Annotated in this window: 20 protein-coding genes; 2 read left to right on the top strand and 18 right to left on the bottom strand. The window is 46.2% G+C overall.

Annotation, left to right across the window (positions count from 1 at the left end):
• Positions 1 to 8: 8 nt before the first annotated feature.
• The 12 genes from H7F26_RS09010 to H7F26_RS08955 all read right to left on the bottom strand — a co-directional run bounded on the left by H7F26_RS09010 (position 9) and on the right by H7F26_RS08955 (position 8,069).
• The gene (locus tag H7F26_RS09010) at positions 9 to 608 is read right to left on the bottom strand and encodes a PP2C family serine/threonine-protein phosphatase (RefSeq protein WP_003179145.1); all 600 of its coding nucleotides are present in this window, start codon (positions 606 to 608) and stop codon (positions 9 to 11) included.
• The gene (gene sigB, locus H7F26_RS09005; RefSeq protein ID WP_003179144.1) at positions 605 to 1,396 is read right to left on the bottom strand and encodes an RNA polymerase sigma factor SigB; all 792 of its coding nucleotides are present in this window, start codon (positions 1,394 to 1,396) and stop codon (positions 605 to 607) included. The genes H7F26_RS09010 and sigB overlap by 4 nt, the downstream gene beginning before the upstream one ends.
• Entirely contained in the window at positions 1,362 to 1,847 is a 486-nt protein-coding gene (gene rsbW / locus H7F26_RS09000; RefSeq protein WP_003179142.1) for an anti-sigma B factor RsbW, read from the bottom strand. Before rsbW ends, sigB begins: the two co-directional genes overlap by 35 nt.
• Positions 1,847 to 2,173 (bottom strand): anti-sigma factor antagonist, encoded by a 327-nt coding sequence (locus H7F26_RS08995; protein ID WP_003179140.1) that lies wholly within the window; start codon positions 2,171 to 2,173, stop codon positions 1,847 to 1,849. The genes rsbW and H7F26_RS08995 overlap by 1 nt, the downstream gene beginning before the upstream one ends.
• Positions 2,174 to 2,231: 58 nt before the next feature.
• Positions 2,232 to 3,239, bottom strand: a complete 1,008-nt coding sequence (locus H7F26_RS08990; RefSeq protein WP_003179137.1) for a PP2C family protein-serine/threonine phosphatase — start codon at positions 3,237 to 3,239, stop codon at positions 2,232 to 2,234.
• 10 nt (positions 3,240 to 3,249) lie between these two features.
• Positions 3,250 to 3,651 (bottom strand): anti-sigma regulatory factor, encoded by a 402-nt coding sequence (locus H7F26_RS08985; protein ID WP_003179135.1) that lies wholly within the window; start codon positions 3,649 to 3,651, stop codon positions 3,250 to 3,252.
• 2 nt (positions 3,652 to 3,653) lie between these two features.
• Positions 3,654 to 4,019: an STAS domain-containing protein gene (locus tag H7F26_RS08980; protein WP_003179132.1), complete on the bottom strand. Its 366-nt coding sequence runs from the start codon at positions 4,017 to 4,019 to the stop codon at positions 3,654 to 3,656.
• Positions 4,020 to 4,022: 3 nt separating this feature from the next.
• Positions 4,023 to 4,850, bottom strand: coding sequence for an RsbT co-antagonist protein RsbRA (locus H7F26_RS08975; RefSeq protein WP_003179130.1), 828 nt, complete (start codon positions 4,848 to 4,850; stop codon positions 4,023 to 4,025).
• Positions 4,851 to 4,967: 117 nt separating this feature from the next.
• Positions 4,968 to 5,318, bottom strand: coding sequence for a type II toxin-antitoxin system endoribonuclease NdoA (gene ndoA / locus H7F26_RS08970; protein ID WP_003179128.1), 351 nt, complete (start codon positions 5,316 to 5,318; stop codon positions 4,968 to 4,970).
• Positions 5,319 to 5,322: 4 nt separating this feature from the next.
• A complete protein-coding gene (locus H7F26_RS08965; RefSeq protein ID WP_006638778.1) occupies positions 5,323 to 5,604 on the bottom strand; it encodes a CopG family ribbon-helix-helix protein in 282 nt (93 codons plus the stop codon).
• Between the two features lie 111 nt (positions 5,605 to 5,715).
• Positions 5,716 to 6,885 (bottom strand): alanine racemase, encoded by a 1,170-nt coding sequence (gene alr / locus H7F26_RS08960; RefSeq protein ID WP_026080763.1) that lies wholly within the window; start codon positions 6,883 to 6,885, stop codon positions 5,716 to 5,718.
• A gap of 224 nt (positions 6,886 to 7,109) precedes the next feature.
• A complete protein-coding gene (locus tag H7F26_RS08955; RefSeq protein ID WP_152847888.1) occupies positions 7,110 to 8,069 on the bottom strand; it encodes a LolA family protein in 960 nt (319 codons plus the stop codon).
• A gap of 342 nt (positions 8,070 to 8,411) precedes the next feature.
• Between H7F26_RS08955 and H7F26_RS08950 the strand changes: the two genes are divergently transcribed.
• The gene (locus H7F26_RS08950; protein ID WP_003179118.1) at positions 8,412 to 9,011 is read left to right on the top strand and encodes a rhomboid family intramembrane serine protease; all 600 of its coding nucleotides are present in this window, start codon (positions 8,412 to 8,414) and stop codon (positions 9,009 to 9,011) included.
• Here H7F26_RS08950 and H7F26_RS08945 read toward each other — a convergent pair.
• The 6 genes from H7F26_RS08945 to H7F26_RS08920 form a co-directional block, all read right to left on the bottom strand.
• A complete protein-coding gene (locus H7F26_RS08945) occupies positions 9,008 to 10,489 on the bottom strand; it encodes a PH domain-containing protein (RefSeq protein ID WP_009330132.1) in 1,482 nt (493 codons plus the stop codon). The two genes, H7F26_RS08950 and H7F26_RS08945, sit on opposite strands and share 4 nt — an antisense overlap.
• Complete coding sequence (locus tag H7F26_RS08940) at positions 10,479 to 10,958, bottom strand: PH domain-containing protein (RefSeq protein ID WP_003179113.1); 480 nt, start codon at positions 10,956 to 10,958, stop codon at positions 10,479 to 10,481. The genes H7F26_RS08945 and H7F26_RS08940 overlap by 11 nt, the downstream gene beginning before the upstream one ends.
• Positions 10,959 to 11,071: 113 nt before the next feature.
• The gene (gene cshA, locus H7F26_RS08935; protein WP_003179112.1) at positions 11,072 to 12,535 is read right to left on the bottom strand and encodes a degradosome RNA helicase CshA; all 1,464 of its coding nucleotides are present in this window, start codon (positions 12,533 to 12,535) and stop codon (positions 11,072 to 11,074) included.
• Positions 12,536 to 12,885: 350 nt separating this feature from the next.
• A complete protein-coding gene (locus H7F26_RS08930) occupies positions 12,886 to 13,596 on the bottom strand; it encodes an alpha/beta hydrolase (protein ID WP_011197568.1) in 711 nt (236 codons plus the stop codon).
• A gap of 65 nt (positions 13,597 to 13,661) precedes the next feature.
• Positions 13,662 to 15,032, bottom strand: coding sequence for a UDP-N-acetylmuramoyl-tripeptide--D-alanyl-D-alanine ligase (gene murF, locus H7F26_RS08925; RefSeq protein ID WP_003179108.1), 1,371 nt, complete (start codon positions 15,030 to 15,032; stop codon positions 13,662 to 13,664).
• Between the two features lie 137 nt (positions 15,033 to 15,169).
• Positions 15,170 to 16,255, bottom strand: coding sequence for a D-alanine--D-alanine ligase (locus tag H7F26_RS08920; protein WP_003179106.1), 1,086 nt, complete (start codon positions 16,253 to 16,255; stop codon positions 15,170 to 15,172).
• A 160-nt stretch (positions 16,256 to 16,415) separates the two neighbouring features.
• On the opposite strand from H7F26_RS08920, the gene H7F26_RS08915 reads away from it, so the two are divergent.
• Positions 16,416 to 16,736 (top strand): thioredoxin family protein, encoded by a 321-nt coding sequence (locus H7F26_RS08915; protein ID WP_003179104.1) that lies wholly within the window; start codon positions 16,416 to 16,418, stop codon positions 16,734 to 16,736.
• The last annotated feature ends 290 nt before the right edge of the window (positions 16,737 to 17,026 follow it).

Below are 17,026 nucleotides of genomic sequence, written 5' to 3'. Positions count from 1 at the left end.
CAGCTTCCTTAAAAAAGCTGTCCAATGATATAGGTGAGATCGTCTTTTCCCATTCGTGTGTATGATTCAAGCTGATTCGATATATCTCCCGGTGTATGGTGCTGTTTTAAATAAGTCCGGAGGGCGGGTACTTCCAAACCGTCTGAATAAATGATGAATCTTGATCCTTTTTCATACGTATAGGTGAATGTTTTGTATGTTTGCGGTTTTCCCGACATGTATCCCGTCACAGGGAGAGGGTGGATATATTTGTCCGAAGGAGCGTATAAGATAAAGCGAATATTGCCTACAGAGCTGTAAGCGATCGTCCTTGTTCGAAAATCGACTTTTAAAATTGAAACGGTCGCACCGCGCTTATGTTTCAGCGCTTGATTGCACCGTTCCATCAAGCTTTCGACATCTTCATGGCCGTGCTCTTCGACAACTTCGCTGATGACCGAAGAGGATTCGCGTGCCAACGCACCGCTGCCAAGCCCGTCAGCCAGTGCGCACACCATGGTTTCGTCAGTCGCATGGAAATAAAAACTGTCACCGCAGACGGCTTTTCCTTCTTTAGGAAGCTGATAAACAAGCGCTTGCATGTGTTCATTCGACTCAGTCCAAATCATGGTTTAAGCTCCATATACGGATCTTCAGCCAATGCTTCCCTCAGCCTTTTGACAGCTTTGCGCTGCAGCCGTGAGACGTGCATTTGCGATATGCCCAGCATTTCGCCGGTTTCTTTTTGGCTTTTGTTTTGAATGTAAGTCAGCTCAATGATTTGCTTTTCACGGTCGGATAGTACGTGTAATACGCTTTCAAGCATCAGCTTTTGGTTCACCTTTTCATAGCCTTCCTCCTGCGAGCCGACGATGTCCAAGATCGTCACCGTGCTGCCGTCTGCATCAGCTTCAATGCTGTGGTCGACGGAAAGCGCCTGATAGCTTTTGCCCATCTCCATCGTTTCCAGCACTTCTTCTTCTGTAACGTCAAGAAACTCGGCAATCTCATCGACTCTTGGAGACCTTTGCGTTTCAGTCGTTAAATGATCCACCGCCATTTTGATTCTCGGCCCGAGCTCCTTGATCCTTCTCGGAACGTGGACGCTCCAGGTCTTATCTCGGAGAAACCGTTTGATTTCTCCGATGATGGTCGGAATGGCAAACGCTTCAAACGATTTTCCCACATCGGGGTCATAGCGTTTGATGGCTCCAAGCAATCCGAGCATCCCAACCTGGCATAGATCTTCGTGAAAGCTTTTTCCTTTTGAATATTTTTTGGCGAGTGTTTCCACCAGATTTTTATATGTTTGAACAAGGGTCAGCTGAGCGTCTTCATCCTGGTTCTCCTGATATTTTTTAATCAGCGTGTCGACTTCGGTTTTAGTTAGTTTCGTAGTTTTGGACGGTTGTGCCATCATCAACTCGCTCCCTGTTTAAGAACTTTGTCATCGAGACGGTTACGCCTGAGTCAATCTGGACATGCACTTCATCCATGAGCGTCTCCATTAAATATAAACCGAGCCCTCCTTCTGACAATTGATCTACCGTATGCTCAGGGGAATATGGTCCGAGCTCCTTCTGTTTATCCTGAATATCAAAACTGTCTCCCTGATCGGCGACGACGATTTCGAGGCGGTCTTCGAACACGCCGAATCTGACGGAGACCTCTCCTGTGTTGTTGTCTGCTTTATAAGCATGCTGCACAGCGTTTGTGCACGCTTCGCTGACCGCAATTTTCAAGTCTTCGATGTCATCATAAGAATACCCCATCTTGCTTGCAATCCCCGACAGGGTTAAACGAATGATTCCTACGTATTCTGGTTTGGCAGGTGACTTCATTTCAATGTAATCAGCTGCTCTCTTCATTATAATCCACCCTCTGACTTTCCAGAAATGTCAATGATGTCCTTTAAACCTGTAATATCAAACAAACGAATCAAACGCTCTGACAGATTTTCAAGCACTAAAGAACCCCCAGTTCTGTTTACCGCTTTGTAAATGCCGACGAATACACCCAGCCCTGTGCTGTCCATATATGAAACGTCTTTCAGACTAACTTTGAGATCTTTTCCTTCTTCCGCGAGCGGCATCAGCTCATCCCGCAGTGTTGGAGCCGTGTGCACGTCAATTTCGCCCGCAACTTTTACTTCTATCACATGGTCATTTTTATTCGTATCAACTGCCAAATTCACAATATCACCTCTGGTTCTCTTAATGAGCTACTGGTTTATTACCCAGCGAAGAGAAGCTTTAAACCTTTCTTTTTAAAACAATGAGAGTAAAATCATCATGAAGCTGAAAATCCTGAAGCTTGAGCAGATGTTCGTATATATTGTCAACCATTTGCTGAGCCGGTTTCTCCATATGTACAGTAATCAGGTTCTGCAAGTCAGACCGCTCCAAAAACCCGCTGTCTGTCCGGCATTCAGTTACACCATCTGAAAAAAGAACGATCATATCGCCAATATCCAGTTTTTGCTCGTACTGCTCATAGTCGTAATTTGATGAAATGCCAAGAACGAGGCCTTTTGCGTTTAAATCGTAAAATTTATTTTCCCTGCAAGAATAATAAAAGCCAGGTTCATGACCGGCAGATGAAAACGTAAATAGGTGTTTTTGAAGATGATAGTTGCCATAAAACATTGTAATAAACATGCTTGGGTCTACATTTTGTTCGACGACCCTGTTCAGGTTTTTCAGCACCTGTGAAGGAGACGTGCCCGAATCCGGCAGAGAGTCCATCGCATATTTGATCATCGACATGCATAACGCAGCCGGTATTCCTTTCCCGATTACATCCGCAATGGCGATATTAATCGATTCCTTGTCGCGCACAAAATGATAATAATCACCGCTCATTTGCTTGGCCGGAATGCTGACCGCACCGATTTCGAGCGCTTCAACTTTCGGAACCGTCGTCTCAAGCAGCGTTTGCTGGACATTCGCGGCAATTTCAATTTCCGATTTAATTTCCTGCTGAATTCCTCTTAATGTTTGATGTTCTTGATAGGCCAAACCGTATCCAATCATCACTTCAATTAAAAAATCGAGAGAATGGAACACATGGTCTGGAAGATCCGGATATAATTCAGACAGAACTTTTCGGTGTATGCTGATAATCTCTTCCGGCGGCACTTGATGTTCAATCGTTTTTCTGCTGAATTTCTGCCCCTGATAAAGGGATGTCTCTGTTAATTCAGATATATAACGGCTAAGCAGCTGTCGATAGCGCTGCTCAATCACTTCCCTGAAATCCATTCCTTCCCTCCTACCGCAGCCATTTTACGGCTTGTATATCCGTTCCATTTTCCGCGTCCGAATGCAATTCAAATTGGTCCATCAGACGCTTTACTCCCGGCAGGCCCGCTCCGAGGCCGCCTGAGGTTGAAAAACCGTCTTCCATCACTTTTTTGATGTCAGCGATTCCCGGCCCCTCATCCTCCGCTACGATTTTCAACCCCTTTTTTCCTTCTTCCTGAACCTGTTCGATGCAGATTCGGCCTTTTCCGGCATACAAATAAATATTACGCGCCAGCTCTGAGATGGCTGTCGTGATTCTGGCCTGGTCCACTGTGCCGAACCCCAGTTCTTTTGCGACATTTCGCCCAAGCTGTCTGGCGGCCACTATGTCCCATTCAGTCAAAATCTTCACACAGGATTGGTCTGCCATATTTATTCCCCCAATTCCCGCTGCAATGTCTCGAGCCCCTTTTCGAGATCGAGCGCCGTCTCGATCTCGTCCAAAGAAATGCCGAGTTCAATCAATGTCACCGCAACAGCCGGCTGGATGCCAGTCAGAACGACTTTGGCGCCCATCAGTTTTGACATTGTAATGACATCGCCAAGGACTTTGGCGATGAATGAATCGATGATGTCCACTGAAGTCAGATCGATCACCACTCCGTTCGAACCGGTTTCATATATTTTGTTCAGCAGGTCCTCTTGGAATTTCAGAGCGGTTTGGTCATCGAGCTCTACTTGAATGGATACCAATAAACAGTTATACAGCTTCAAAATTGGAATGTTAGGTACCCTCAAAGATTATTCCTCCAATGAAACAATTTTTCTGTCTGTCATTTCTAATGCGGTTTGAATTCCTTTTTGCAGGGTATTTTTTGTAATAACCTGAGTTAAATCGATTCCCAAATTCACAATCGTCTGCGCGATTTCCGGGCGGATTCCGACGAGCAGGCATTTAGCTCCGACAAGTCTGACGGCTTCGGAAGCCTGCATGATGTGGTGTGCGACCATCGTATCGACGACAGGCACGCCCGTAATGTCAATGAGCACGACTTCAGACCGGTGTTTGACGACGCCGCTCAACAGGTTTTCCATAATCTTTTTGGCCCGCTCCGTATCGATCGTGCCGACAAGCGGCATCACCGTAATATTTTCAAAAACCGGGATCAGCGGCGCCGAGAGCTCCTGTAATGCGACCTTTTGCAGAGCAACGGTTTTCTCCCAGGAGATCGCATACTGATTCAAGATTTCGCTGTTGATCGGTTCGATAAATTTATCGATTTCCCAAATCAAATCATAGCACTGCTGATCTTCCGGCACATCCTTGTTCATTTCATAGTAAAGGTGCTTCCAAAAAGCTGATAATCCCGACGACAGCAGCTTCAGCGGAACGCCGAGCTGTACGGCTTTTGAAGAGAACTGGTAGATGGTGTCGATCGATTTTTCATTCCCGTCCCCGGACTCATTCATGAGGATATGAATATATTCATTGCTGATCGTCTCATACATGTGTTCAGTCAGCTTCACGTTTGTCATGTTGCTGTTTAAGTCTTTCAGAATATCCGCCAAATTCCCGGCGAGTACATTTTGGTGTTCCGAGATAAATTTTAACACCGCTTGATTCGACATGTTCATCCCCCTGACTACATCTGATAACATTTTTTGGACTAACAGTTCCATTATATCGTTTGTTATTTTTGAACACAAAAAAAGTTGCTCTTTCGCCTCGAGCAACTTTCATCAATATTAAAAATCAATGAGTGCCAAACTGATTTGTAAGGCTTCGTTGACCTTTTCCATCATTTCATCATCGAGATGGGTGATTTTGTCCGTTAATCTTTGCTTGTCAATCGTCCGAATTTGTTCGAGCAATATAACGGAGTCTCTTTCAAAACCGTAGCGTTTCGCATCAATTTCGACGTGGGTAGGTAATTTTGCTTTCTGTATTTGGGCTGTTATGGCTGCAACAATAGCAGTTGGGCTGAAGCGATTGCCGATGTTGTTTTGAATCACTAAAACCGGGCGCACCCCGCCTTGTTCTGAGCCAACAACAGGAGATAGGTCAGCAAAATAAACATCGCCGCGTTTAACAATCAAATGATTATCCTCCGCTTACTAAGCGCTCTACTGTGTTTTCAGCCTCATACTCTGCAAATTGAGCCTCAGAAGAGATGTTCAAATTGATCTTGGCCATCTCCATATAACCGCGTCTCATCGATTCCCGAATTTGTCGATTTTTGCGTTCGCGTAAATACATTTTTGTGGCTTGGTAAATCAGTTCATTTCTGCTCCCGTTATCTTGCATGACGACACCATCCAGTTCTGATACTAAAGCTTCTGGCAAGCGAATCAATATTTCAGTTGTTGCGCTGGATTCAGACAAAAACATACACCTCCACCAAACTTACGGATACAACACTCTATCCATTCCATTCATAATCATATCATTATTCTTTTCGCAAGCAAAGTTGTTTTTCCGCTAATTCATCAATTTTCAGGATTGATCAGGCAAGATCGGATTCCTTATTTCCATTATACTCCCATTTTCCAAAAACATACGGGGCACCCTTGAACTTATCATACAGGTAATTTCATAATTGATCGTCTGCAAATTTTGGGCGATTTCGTCGACTGAGATCCATTCGTCTTTTTGCTTTCCGATCAAGGTAACCTTTGTGCCGACAGGGTATTCTTCGGCAAGGGAAATCATGAACTGGTCCATGCAGATTCTCCCTGCTATTTTTTGGCGTTTTCCGTCGATCAGCACTTCCGTTCCGGCCAGGCGCCTCAGCCATCCGTCGGCATACCCGACGGGGACTGTCCCGATCCATTCGTCGCGCTGAGCTGTATATGTCGCCCCGTAGCTGACGCTCTCGCCTTTTTTAATTTTTTTCACATGGGTGAGTTCGGTATGAAGCGAAAACACTTCCCGCAGACGAAACGGCAGCTCGTCTTTTATTTCGGTTGACGGCGCCAAACCGTACATGCCGATGCCGAAGCGGACGGCATTAAATAGCTGTTCCCTGAAGCGCAGACCCGCGGCGCTGTTTGACGAATGCACCATCAAACGGTCAAGCGGGAGGGGGCTGATCAGCTCTTTAAAGCGGTCAAGCTGCATGTTGAAATAATCGGTGTCCTTTTCGTCCGCCGTGGCGAAATGAGTGAACACGCCCGTACAATTGAGCTTATCGCTCGATTCGGTCATCTCCATCATTTCTTTGATCTCTTCTTCCGTTTTGCAGCCAAGGCGGCCCATGCCCGTGTCGATCTTCAAATGATATTCAAGAGGAGCTTCGGCCTCATTCAGAAAACCGAGCACGTCTTTCAGCCAGCCGACGGAGTAGCCAGTCACGATAATGCGCTTTTCCGCGGCAATGCTTGCATATTCGGGCGGCACTGCACCGAGGACAAGAATCGGTTCTTCAATCCCCTGCGCCCTCAGCGAAAGCGCTTCATCCAGTAAAGCCACAGCAAGAATGGACGCCCCTTCTGCAAGAGCCGCCTTCGCTACCTGTGCATCCCCGTGTCCGTAGGCATTCGCTTTAACGACGGCCATCAGGTGGACATGCTCGCCGATGTGCCGCTTCATATTGCGGACGTTTTCTTTTAAAGCCGTTAAATCGATTTCGGCCCATGTCTTTCTATAGAATGGTTTTAAGCTCATCATGACACTTCCTGTTCCTTGTTTCACTCGTCCTTCCCATCATACTAAAAAGTTCGGAGAAAGGGAAATTTTGCACGGGATCATCAGCCCTGAACAAAAGAAAAATTGCTGGCACGGTATACATTTTACGGAAAAGCTGTCGAAATCATACGCTTGCGACGCAAATATAAAAAAGCCTGCTTTCCGCTTCCGGGCGGAAAACAGGCTGCCGGATACGGCACAGTCTATTTCGAAGACTGTCCCTGCATGCTTTTTGCAACCATCAGAAGTTCATCTTGAGAAAGATCTTCTGATGAGATAAAGTAATCGACTCCGTCATATGTCCATGACAACGATTTATCCGTCAGTGCGCCGACCGTGAAGCCGAGGTCAACGGGCTCTCCGTTCATGGATACGGAAGTGGATGTTTTGGCGACGCGGGCTTTTTCCTGAATCAATGTAAAGGATTTTTCACCGCCATATGTGATGACGATCCGTTTGCCGTCTTCAGTCGCCATCTCTTTCTCCTCAAGTTTTTTCACGCCCTGAGGCACATCGAGCGGCGTTTTGACAGCGAAAGAGTCTGACACGTCAGCACTTGTCGCTACGTCAATTTGAGACAGCGTCATATTTTTCTTTTCATCAAAAGAGTCTTTATCGAGCGGCTTATCGAATTCAAAGCTTGTAAACTCAACCTTTACCATCGGTTTGCGGTCGGTATCCATCACTTTAACCGATGAAGGAGCCATGGTCTTTTTATGGAAAACGATTTCCTGAGTCGGCAGCATCTGATTATGCTGATAATTCGTTTTCGTTTCAAAAATGTATTTTGAATCCTTTGCGGAAAAAGAAGCTTCCCCATCATTTTTGACATCCTTTACGAGCGATTCGAATAAGTATACCTGGCTGCTGTTATTGGGCCAGTCGCTGTGAAAGCGGAAGCTTTTATTCAGCGACGGAGTCAAAACAAACACGCCGTTTTCATTGCGCAAGATCACCTGGCTCTGGTCTTTTTTCGGGTTTTCCAAATAGACCCGGTAAAGAGAAGGTTTTTTATGCCAGATTTCCACGTTGTACTCCTGCGGTTCATTTCCCGTTTCAATGGTCATTTTCGCTTTTGCCTTATAGGACGTGTATTCTTTTGCCTTCTTGTCGAGCCCCGTCACAACATCTTCTTGCGATTTTTGGCCGCAGGCAGAAAGCATAAGGATTACAAGCAGCCCCGTTAAAAGCAAAACAAAGCTTTTTCTCACCTTTTTTCAACCCCTTTTTAATCATTGATGTAAAAAGGAAGAAACCGCTTGTTCGACTTTAACGGTACGCCATAAGAACAGGGCCGGCTGTATCGGCGTGCGTACCATAAAAGCCTGCAACGACTCGTCTCCCTTATTGCACTACCCAATATATGAGCGTGTCTCAGACAATATGCAGACTAGCATGACAACCTTCCAAAATCATTTTCTCGTCCGTACTAATCGCCGCTGCCTGTTCATAAACGTGTTACTATATATGTACGAGATCATTGTAAAGGGGCTTAAATCATAAGCATGTTTATCAGAACAGAAAATTTTCAGACGTTTATCAGGCTCTACCCGGTCACATCCGCCATATTGGCCCTGCAGCTTGCCATTTGGATTCTTTTTTTATTTCCGTTTACGGCCGTACAGATGTGGTCTGATTTATTGATTGGCTTTAACTGGGGAATAGCGAACGGAGAATGGTGGAGGTTTGTGACGCCAATCTTTATTCACGCCGGTTTCGGCCACCTGCTCTTTAATTCGATGTCGATCTTTTTGTTTGCCCCCGGGCTGGAACGAATGCTCGGGAAACTCAAGTTTCTCATCGTTTATATCGGAGCAGGAGTGATTGGCAATATCGGCACATATTTCATCGAACCGCTGGAGTATATGCATGTCGGCGCTTCGGGAGCCATTTTCGGCTTGTTCGGCGTGTACCTGTACATCGTGCTGTTTAGAAAAGAGCTGATGGGGAGCGCCAATTCCCAAATCATCGTCACCATCCTCGCCATTTCGGTTTTGATGACGTTTGTAAACCAAAATATCAATATGATGGCGCACATCTTCGGTCTGCTGGGCGGACTCGCCTTGGCTCCGCCATTGTTAAACAAAAGAGTGAACGGCTTTTAACCGTTCACTCTTTTTTCATATGAATACCATGCAATGATATCGTCCGAATCTTTCTCCTCAACATCAGCCACCGAAAACTTCTCCATTAAAACAGACGATTTTGTTGATGTATGAATCGAAACAAGCTGTTTTCTGCGCTGGAAATACGAGCGGCTGACTTCGAAAACCTGCATGCGCCTGCGTTGAATGACAGCGGTTGTTCTGCCGATGAAGCGCGATGACATGATGATTTTGCTGCCGCTGATCTTCCATCCGGCATCGCGGTATGAGAAATAGCCGATGATCCAGTAAAAAGGAATCAATACAGCGGACAAATAGCCCCATGGCGGAAACAGAATGGAAAGCGGAACGACGGCGAGAACCGGCCAGGATGCGCGCAGGATATAGCGGCGCAGCGCGCGTTTCGGCAAGCGGTTCAAATCGTCTTCCGGCGCATAATCCGGAATGAATTCGCCGAGACGCTGATTGATTATTTTTTTGCTGATGATTGGAAATAAGATGGCTGATTTATCTTCTTCCAGGACGTTTCCGCCTGCGCTGACGATCGTGACGGCTGCAAGTCCAAAAGGCTGCCTGATCAGGCTCTCCTTGATTTTAATCGCTTGAATCCGCTGGAGCGGAATCGTGATTTGTTGCTTTTCAATCAGCCCTCTGGAAATGACGATTTCTTTCTCTTTACGCACGACAGTAAAATTCGCATATTTCAAAAGCATCCCGACGATGCTGAGCAGCCATGCGATGAAAAGGGCAACAAAGGCGGCCAATGCGATGACGGCGGCACCTGCGCTGTTCAAAAAAGCAAAGCGGTCATACAGCCAATCCAAATCAAAGAAATCATCGACTTGAGTGAAAAAAGCGAATACCCCTGAAATAATAACGCCGATGCCGCTTGAGGTTGAAGCGGCGGTTAAGAGCTCCTGGCCGGTCATTTTGTACATCATTACCGGCTCTTCCGCTTCCTCCGCCTCTTCAGCAGTTTCTTCCAGCGGAACCGGGACATCGGTCCCCGTGTCTTCCGCCGCTTTTTTCCTTTCGAAAAGCGCTTGCTGAATACGTTCGGCTTCTGCCTGGGTAATGGCGACCAGGGAAACTTCCGCTTCCGTTCCTCCGCTTGCCGTTTCGACTTGAAGCTTCACCAGCTTGAACATTTGTTGAATGAGGCCTGCGCTTGTGTTGATCGTTTGAATCCGTTCGATCGGAATATACCTTTTTTTCTTATTGATCAAGCCTTCCTCTATTCGCAATTCATCCTCTTCGATACGGTATGTAAATTTGCTCCACTTGATGATGCTCGTCACAACCAAAGCAATGAAAAACAGCACGGCCGCGGCGATCGCTATCATTTTGACTGTTTGCGATTGATTTAAAAAAATCACCACGCCAAATGGAATGATAAAATTTTTAACCGTCTCAACAAGGCCTTTGATAAAGTTGAGAATGACGGCGGCAGGGTGCATGCGTCTCGGTTCAGACATCATCTTCAGTCACCCTTGCCAGCCTGGAAATGGAATCTCTGAGCTGATCGGCCTCTTCAACATCCAAAGCGGGAATGGAATGGGTCGTCGCTGCTGTTGAAATTTGCACGGAGGCGAGATTATATTTTCTGAGGATGGGGCCCTGCGATGTATCAACATGCTGGACTCTGACCATCGGAACGATCACGCGGGTCACCACAAAGATGCCGTGCTGAATATCAATTTCGTTCTCATGGACTTCGTAGCGCCAGACTCTGTGGCGGATATTCGGAATCATGATAATGATGACAAATGAAATCCCCAGCCAAACGGCCGCTGACAAAATGCCGATCCATACCGGCCACTTAAATATCTCCCCGGCGGCAATCAGGCCTGCTGCAGCCAGCATTAAAACGAATGATGTGATACAAGCCGTGATTCTCCAGACTTTAACGCCATCACGGCTGATTTGATTTTTCGGCTCGCTTCTCAAAACTCGATTCCCCCAATCTCATTCTATTTACGGTCTTCGGTCTGAAAATGTTTCGTTTAAAGGCTTTAGTTTTTAAAAAAAGGCGAATCCGTAAAAAAGGATCCGCCTTTTGATTATGAATTATATGATTTTTTTTGGCGTCTGTCATTCGAAGAACGCTTTTTATCATAAGATGAACGATTGTTCTTTCCTCTGTAGCCGCCGCCGTCTCTGCGTTTTGATGAACGGTGGTGGTGGTTTTTGTTTCGCTTCGTTCTGAGCGGAGCCTCTTCCGTCAAACGGACAGGTGTGTTGTCCGGCTCTTTAGTCATCATTTTAATGGCAGCCGCAACAACTGTCACAGAATCATGGTCTTCCAATAATTCCGCTGCAGCCGTCATATAGAAGTTCAGGTTATTTTCCTCGATGATCGTCCGGATGCGGTCAACCGTCACCTGCTGCTGTCCTTCAATGGCCTCATCGAGAGTCGGTGCTTTCATGCGGTCCATTTTGCGTTTTGTCGTCTGCTCGATGGCGCGCAGCATATCCTTTTCACGCGGTGTAATGAAGGTCATCGCCATTCCTGTTTTGCCCGCGCGTCCCGTTCTTCCGATGCGGTGAACATAGCTCTCAGGATCTTGCGGCACATCGAAGTTGTAGACGTGCGTTACACCTGAAATATCAAGGCCGCGAGCCGCAACGTCTGTCGCAACGAGCACTTCAATCGCGCCTTGCTTAAATTTCCGGAGTGCAACCATCCGCTTCGCCTGGGTCAAATCTCCGTGAATTCCTTCAGCTGTATACCCGCGCAGATTAAGCGCTTCTGTCAGTTCATCGACACGGCGCTTTGTCCGGCCGAATACGATCGCCAATTCCGGAGACTGGATGTCAAGAAGGCGTGTCAGCGTATCAAACTTTTTGCGTTCATGAACTTCTAGGTAGAACTGCTGGATGTTTGATACTGTCATTTCTTTTGCTTTCACTTTTACGTGCTCCGGGTTGGTCATGAAACGTTCTGCAATCCGCTTAATCGGAGCAGGCATTGTTGCAGAAAACAGCAATGTCTGGTGTTCAGCAGGCACATTGGAAAGGATGGATTCGATATCTTCGATGAATCCCATGTTCAGCATTTCATCCGCTTCATCAAGCACAACGGTGTTCACTGTTTGAAGACGCATTGTGCGGCGGTTAATATGGTCAAGCAGACGACCAGGTGTGCCGACGATAATATGAGGGTTTTTCTTAAGCGCGCGAATCTGGCGTCCGATATCCTGTCCTCCGTAAATCGGCAGCACGCGAGCGCGTTTATCCTGTCCAATTTTATATAGCTCTTCAGAAACTTGAATGGCTAGTTCACGAGTAGGTGCGATAACAATGGCTTGAATGTTAGGAGACTCGGGGTTGATTTTCTCAACAAGGGGGATGCCAAATGCAGCCGTTTTTCCTGTTCCCGTTTGCGCTTGTCCGATCACATCTTTATTTGCAAGGCCGAGTGGAATCGTTTGTGCCTGAATCGGTGTTGCCTCTTCAAATCCCATACGCTTGATTGCTTTTGTGAGATCAGAACTTAATTGAAAATCTTGAAACGTTATTGTCAATGTATTCAAACTCCTTCTGCTTACTGTTTCAGTAATCGTGTTTTATCAATAAAAACTGCCCTTTGTGCAAAGGACAGGTTCATACTTATGCAAAGCCCGAATTACTTTACATGTTATATTACCATTCCATTATACGTTTTTCAACAAGATGAGAATGAGCGGTGTGCTCTCTCGCCGGTTCGGCAGTCTCCTATGAACCTCGGGCGAAGCCGTCCGTCCGCGCAACTAAAGCCCGCCCGAAGGCGTCCTTTACACATTGTAACACAGGCATGTGCTGCTTTCGACAGCATACGTTCATTTTTTCCCTGTCAGCATCCCGGATTATTTTTTGCAGATTTCCGTTCAATTATTTATTTTTTTATAGATTCAATCGGCGTTTTTTTGAGGAACGCCTCAACGGTTTGAAATAGGATAGAGGAGTTTTCTTCAAGGCAGACATGGTGCTTGGATTCCGGCAAGAGGCACAGCTCTTTTTCTTCGGAAGGAATGGTTTCATACAAGTAATACGCGCTTGACACCGGCACGATGGCATCACACTCCCCCTGAACAATGAGCACAGGGATCCGGAGGTTTTTCAATGCAGGCTTTGTCATCTTGACGAGCTTGCGAAACTGAAATGCAGAAGACACCGGAGTGCTTGTCAGCTTTTGTTTGTACCTTTTGTAAAGCAGATTATCCTCTAGCTTGCCTTGCAGTGAATCTTTGATCACATTCTTCAAATCCTGGATCAGCTGTCCCGGGCTGATGTACTGGGCGGCCGCACTCAACAGGACAAGGCGGCTGACCGGATATTTTCCGGCTAAATAGCCGGCAATCATCCCGCCCATTGAAAATCCGATTAAAAATACCGTATCACACGTTTTCAACAAGCGGATGAGCTCCACTTCAGCACAAGCGATCCATTCCTGAAAACAGACGCCTTTTAAAACCGGCATCTCACCGTGCCCGGGGAGCGTGATCATTTCAACTTGCCAATCTGCCGTTTGTTTTAAATGAGAAGCCAGCGGTTCCAATTCATACGGCGCTCCGGTAAATCCGTGAATGCATAAACATCCTATCATGACCATTCACCCGTTTTCTTTTACTGATCATCACATAAAAAACGACTTTATGATTCAAAGTTCCCTTACAAATCTTTTATAACATCCTCAAGGCGCATGCCTCTGGACGCTTTGACGAGGATTAAATCCCCTGTATTCGCTTTTTCTTTCAGTGTCTTTTTCAAACTGTCTTTTTCTTCCGGGTTGAAATGAAGGACGCGGTGTTCCGGGAAATGTTTAAGCGCCCCTTTTGCAATATATGCACCGAGTTCTCCATACGTAAATAAAAAGTCGATCGAGTCCGGGTTGACCGCCTGCCCGATTTCTTCATGAAACGCTTTTTCTCCTTCTCCGAGCTCCAGCATATCGCCGAGAACAAGAATCTTCTTGCCGTATCCCTTCATCTGTTCGACAAGCTCGATCGCCGCTTTCATCGATGTCGGGCTGGCATTATAGGCGTCATTAATGATCGCAACGCCGTCCGGCGTCTTTACTAGCTCAAGCCGCATTCCGGTCACTTTCAGTTTAGTCAGCCCTTCTGCAATGTGAGCGCGGCTGACATTCAAGAGGTCTCCGGCCGCAATCGCGGCTAATGCGTTTTTCACATTATGCTTTCCAAGGACCGGGATGAAGAACCCGTTTTCGATTCCTCTCACGCGGAATGCCGTCCCCTCTTCAGTCTGTGTCATATCCTCAAGCTGATAATCGAAAGCCGGATCCTCTCCAAACGTCTTTGTATCGTAAGGCGGCTGGTTCAGCCTTTCGGTGAGCAGCGGTTCATCTCCGACATAAATGAGTGTGCCTTCTTTTGAAAGCCCATTGACAATTTCGAGCTTCGCCTCTGCAATTCCTTCTCTTGATCCGAGTTCAAGGAGGTGTGATTCACCAATGTTTGTAATGACTGCAATATCAGGCCGCGCCAGACGAGTGAGAAAATCGATTTCTCCTTTGGCGCTCATCCCCATTTCCAAAATGGCGACTTCTGTGTCTTCGGGCATCGCCAGAATCGTCAGGGGCAGGCCGATATGGTTATTGTAGTTTCCTTCTGTCTTATGCACTTTATACTCAGTGCCCAAAACAGCATGAATCATGTCTTTTGTCGTCGTTTTTCCGTTTGAACCGGTCACGCCGACGACTTTTACGTCCAGCTGATTCCTGTATGCCTTCGCAAGCTTCTGCAGCGCTTCCAGCGTATCGTCAACTAAAATGACCGGCTTCCCTTCCGGAGGATTCGGTTCACTTCGGTTCCACAGCACGGCCGCAACGCCTTCCTGAAAAGCCTGCTCTGCAAAAACGTGTCCGTTGAACCGCTCGCCTGCAAGCGGAATAAACAGTTGGCCTTTCGCCAGTTTTCTCGAATCGGTTGAGACGCCTTTGATGAGACGCCCTTCAAAAGCTTCATTCGTCAAAACGCCTTCCGACATTTCAGCAATTTCTTTTACCGTTCTTGTTATCATGTATGTCCCTCTCTTTCTTCTGCAAGGAAAAGAGACACTACCACAAATAAGGATAGTGTCTGCAGCTGTATCTAAGGGCGAACCGCCTTCAGCGCCTTTCTCCATGAAAGCTCCCGGATTCGGTCCGCTCCGTCCCGTTAAAATGTATGTTTAATCTGCTGTTTTTCTTCGTGGCGCTCGATTGCCAAAGCGACAAGCTTTTCAATCAGTTCAGCGTACTCAACCCCTGATTGCTTCCAGAGAAGCGGAAACATGCTGAACGGGGTGAATCCCGGCATCGTATTGACTTCATTGATCAGGACCCTGCCTTCATTTGTAAGGAAAAAGTCCGCTCTCACAAGGCCTGAACCGTCAATCGCCTGAAACGCTTTGACCGCCATGCTGCGCATTGTTTCGTATTCGTCTTCTGTCAGGGAAGCCGGAATAATCAAATCAGTATCGCCGTCTTCATATTTTGCTTTATAGTCATAAAAGTCTTTCTTCGGAGCGATTTCCCCCGCGACTGAGCAGACAGGTTCATCATTCCCTAAAACGCCGAGTTCTATTTCCCGTCCGATGACGCCCTCTTCAACGACAATTTTCCGGTCATATTGGAATGCAAGCTCAAAGGCTTGGTCAAGCTCTTCACGGCTTCTGCATTTGCTGATCCCGACGCTTGATCCAAGGTTGGCCGGTTTTACAAAGCACGGATAGCCAAGTTCCCCTTCCACTTGAGCATAGCATTCTTCTTTAGACTGACTCCAAGTTTTTTTCAAAAATGAAACGTATTTCGCCTGGTCAAGACCTGCCTGTGCAAACAGATGCTTCATGACCACTTTATCCATGCCCGCAGAGGAAGCCAAGACTCCGTTGCCCACATATGGCACATTCAATAGTTCAAGCATCCCTTGAATGGTGCCGTCTTCCCCATTCGGTCCGTGCAAAAGCGGGAAAACAACATCGATAGAGTCTTCTTTTGCATCAGCTTCGCCAGGAAACATATCGCGGTTCAACACAGCCGGAGAAAATGTCTGGCCCGTCTGTTCAAATTGCAGCATTTTCACATTTGAAACCGGTTCTGTCAGTTGCGGCCCTCTCACCCACTCGCCTTTTTCTGTTATATAAATCGGGTGTATATCAAATTTTTCAGTATCTAATGCTTTCGTGACGGCCAGCGCGGTTTGCAGAGAAACGTTATGCTCCGCTGATTTTCCGCCGTATACCAATCCTAATCTTGTCTTCAATTCGTACTCCCCCCACTGGATTCATCTTTACTATCTTATCACTTTCCCGGGAAAATGATCTAATTATTTTAATACGGTCTAAAAACAGCATATAAAAAGCATTTGTATGTAAATCCTTTTCATTTTATATTAAAATGGCATTGAAAAGGAGAGGTTGCAATTGAAAAAAATCACAACAGAAGCGCAATTTAATGAATTGATCCAATCCGATAAAGAAATCATCGTCAAATTTTACGCTGACTGGTGCCCGGACTGCACACGCATGAACATGTTCATCGGAGACATTCTTGAGGCTTATCAGGAAAATGACTGGTATGAGCTGAATAAAGACGACCTTCCTGAACTTGCCGACAAGTACCAGGTCATGGGCATTCCAAGCCTGTTGATTTTCAAAAACGGCGAAAAAACGGGACACCTTCACAGCGCAAATGCCAAAACGCCTGAAGAAGTGAATGAATTCCTGGCTGAACATATTAGCTAATTCGTTTAAAGTCCTGATTTTTTGTCTGAACCGCCGGACATGGGAGCACCCCCATGTCCTTTTTATACAAGACGGGACAGCAGCAAAATTTGTTTCATAAAAGAATGAGCTTTAAAAAATTCGACACGAGTATTTCCCGGGAAACTTAAAATGTCGAAATTTCATAAAAAGTTCTTGATTCGTTTTTTATATTCCGGTAGAATGTTTTTTGTTCCTATTTTGCAATTATTTTTTCTAGTTGTGAAGCCCTTGTCGGCTTCTTTTTTTATATATTCTTTTGGATAATAATT

The organism is Bacillus sp. PAMC28748, from assembly GCF_014250415.1.
Lineage (GTDB): Bacteria > Bacillota > Bacilli > Bacillales > Bacillaceae > Bacillus > Bacillus licheniformis.
This window is presented reverse-complemented; position numbering and strand designations above follow the sequence as displayed.

Excerpts from the sequence above, each read along its gene's own strand:
- rsbW (WP_003179142.1), bottom strand. The coding sequence starts at position 1,847 with ATGAAGAGAGCAGCTGATTACATTGAAATGAAGTCACCTGCCAAACCA.
- H7F26_RS08930 (WP_011197568.1), bottom strand. The coding sequence starts at position 13,596 with ATGATAGGATGTTTATGCATTCACGGATTTACCGGAGCGCCGTATGAA.
- sigB (WP_003179144.1), bottom strand. The coding sequence starts at position 1,396 with ATGGCACAACCGTCCAAAACTACGAAACTAACTAAAACCGAAGTCGAC.
- H7F26_RS09010 (WP_003179145.1), bottom strand. The coding sequence starts at position 608 with ATGATTTGGACTGAGTCGAATGAACACATGCAAGCGCTTGTTTATCAG.
- H7F26_RS08955 (WP_152847888.1), bottom strand. The coding sequence starts at position 8,069 with ATGCTTTCTGCCTGCGGCCAAAAATCGCAAGAAGATGTTGTGACGGGG.
- H7F26_RS08985 (WP_003179135.1), bottom strand. The coding sequence starts at position 3,651 with ATGGCAGACCAATCCTGTGTGAAGATTTTGACTGAATGGGACATAGTG.
- H7F26_RS08975 (WP_003179130.1), bottom strand. The coding sequence starts at position 4,850 with ATGTCGAATCAAGCGGTGTTAAAATTTATCTCGGAACACCAAAATGTA.
- H7F26_RS08950 (WP_003179118.1), top strand. The coding sequence starts at position 8,412 with ATGTTTATCAGAACAGAAAATTTTCAGACGTTTATCAGGCTCTACCCG.
- murF (WP_003179108.1), bottom strand. The coding sequence starts at position 15,032 with ATGATAACAAGAACGGTAAAAGAAATTGCTGAAATGTCGGAAGGCGTT.
- alr (WP_026080763.1), bottom strand. The coding sequence starts at position 6,885 with ATGAGCTTAAAACCATTCTATAGAAAGACATGGGCCGAAATCGATTTA.
- H7F26_RS08990 (WP_003179137.1), bottom strand. The coding sequence starts at position 3,239 with ATGGATTTCAGGGAAGTGATTGAGCAGCGCTATCGACAGCTGCTTAGC.
- H7F26_RS08945 (WP_009330132.1), bottom strand. The coding sequence starts at position 10,489 with ATGATGTCTGAACCGAGACGCATGCACCCTGCCGCCGTCATTCTCAAC.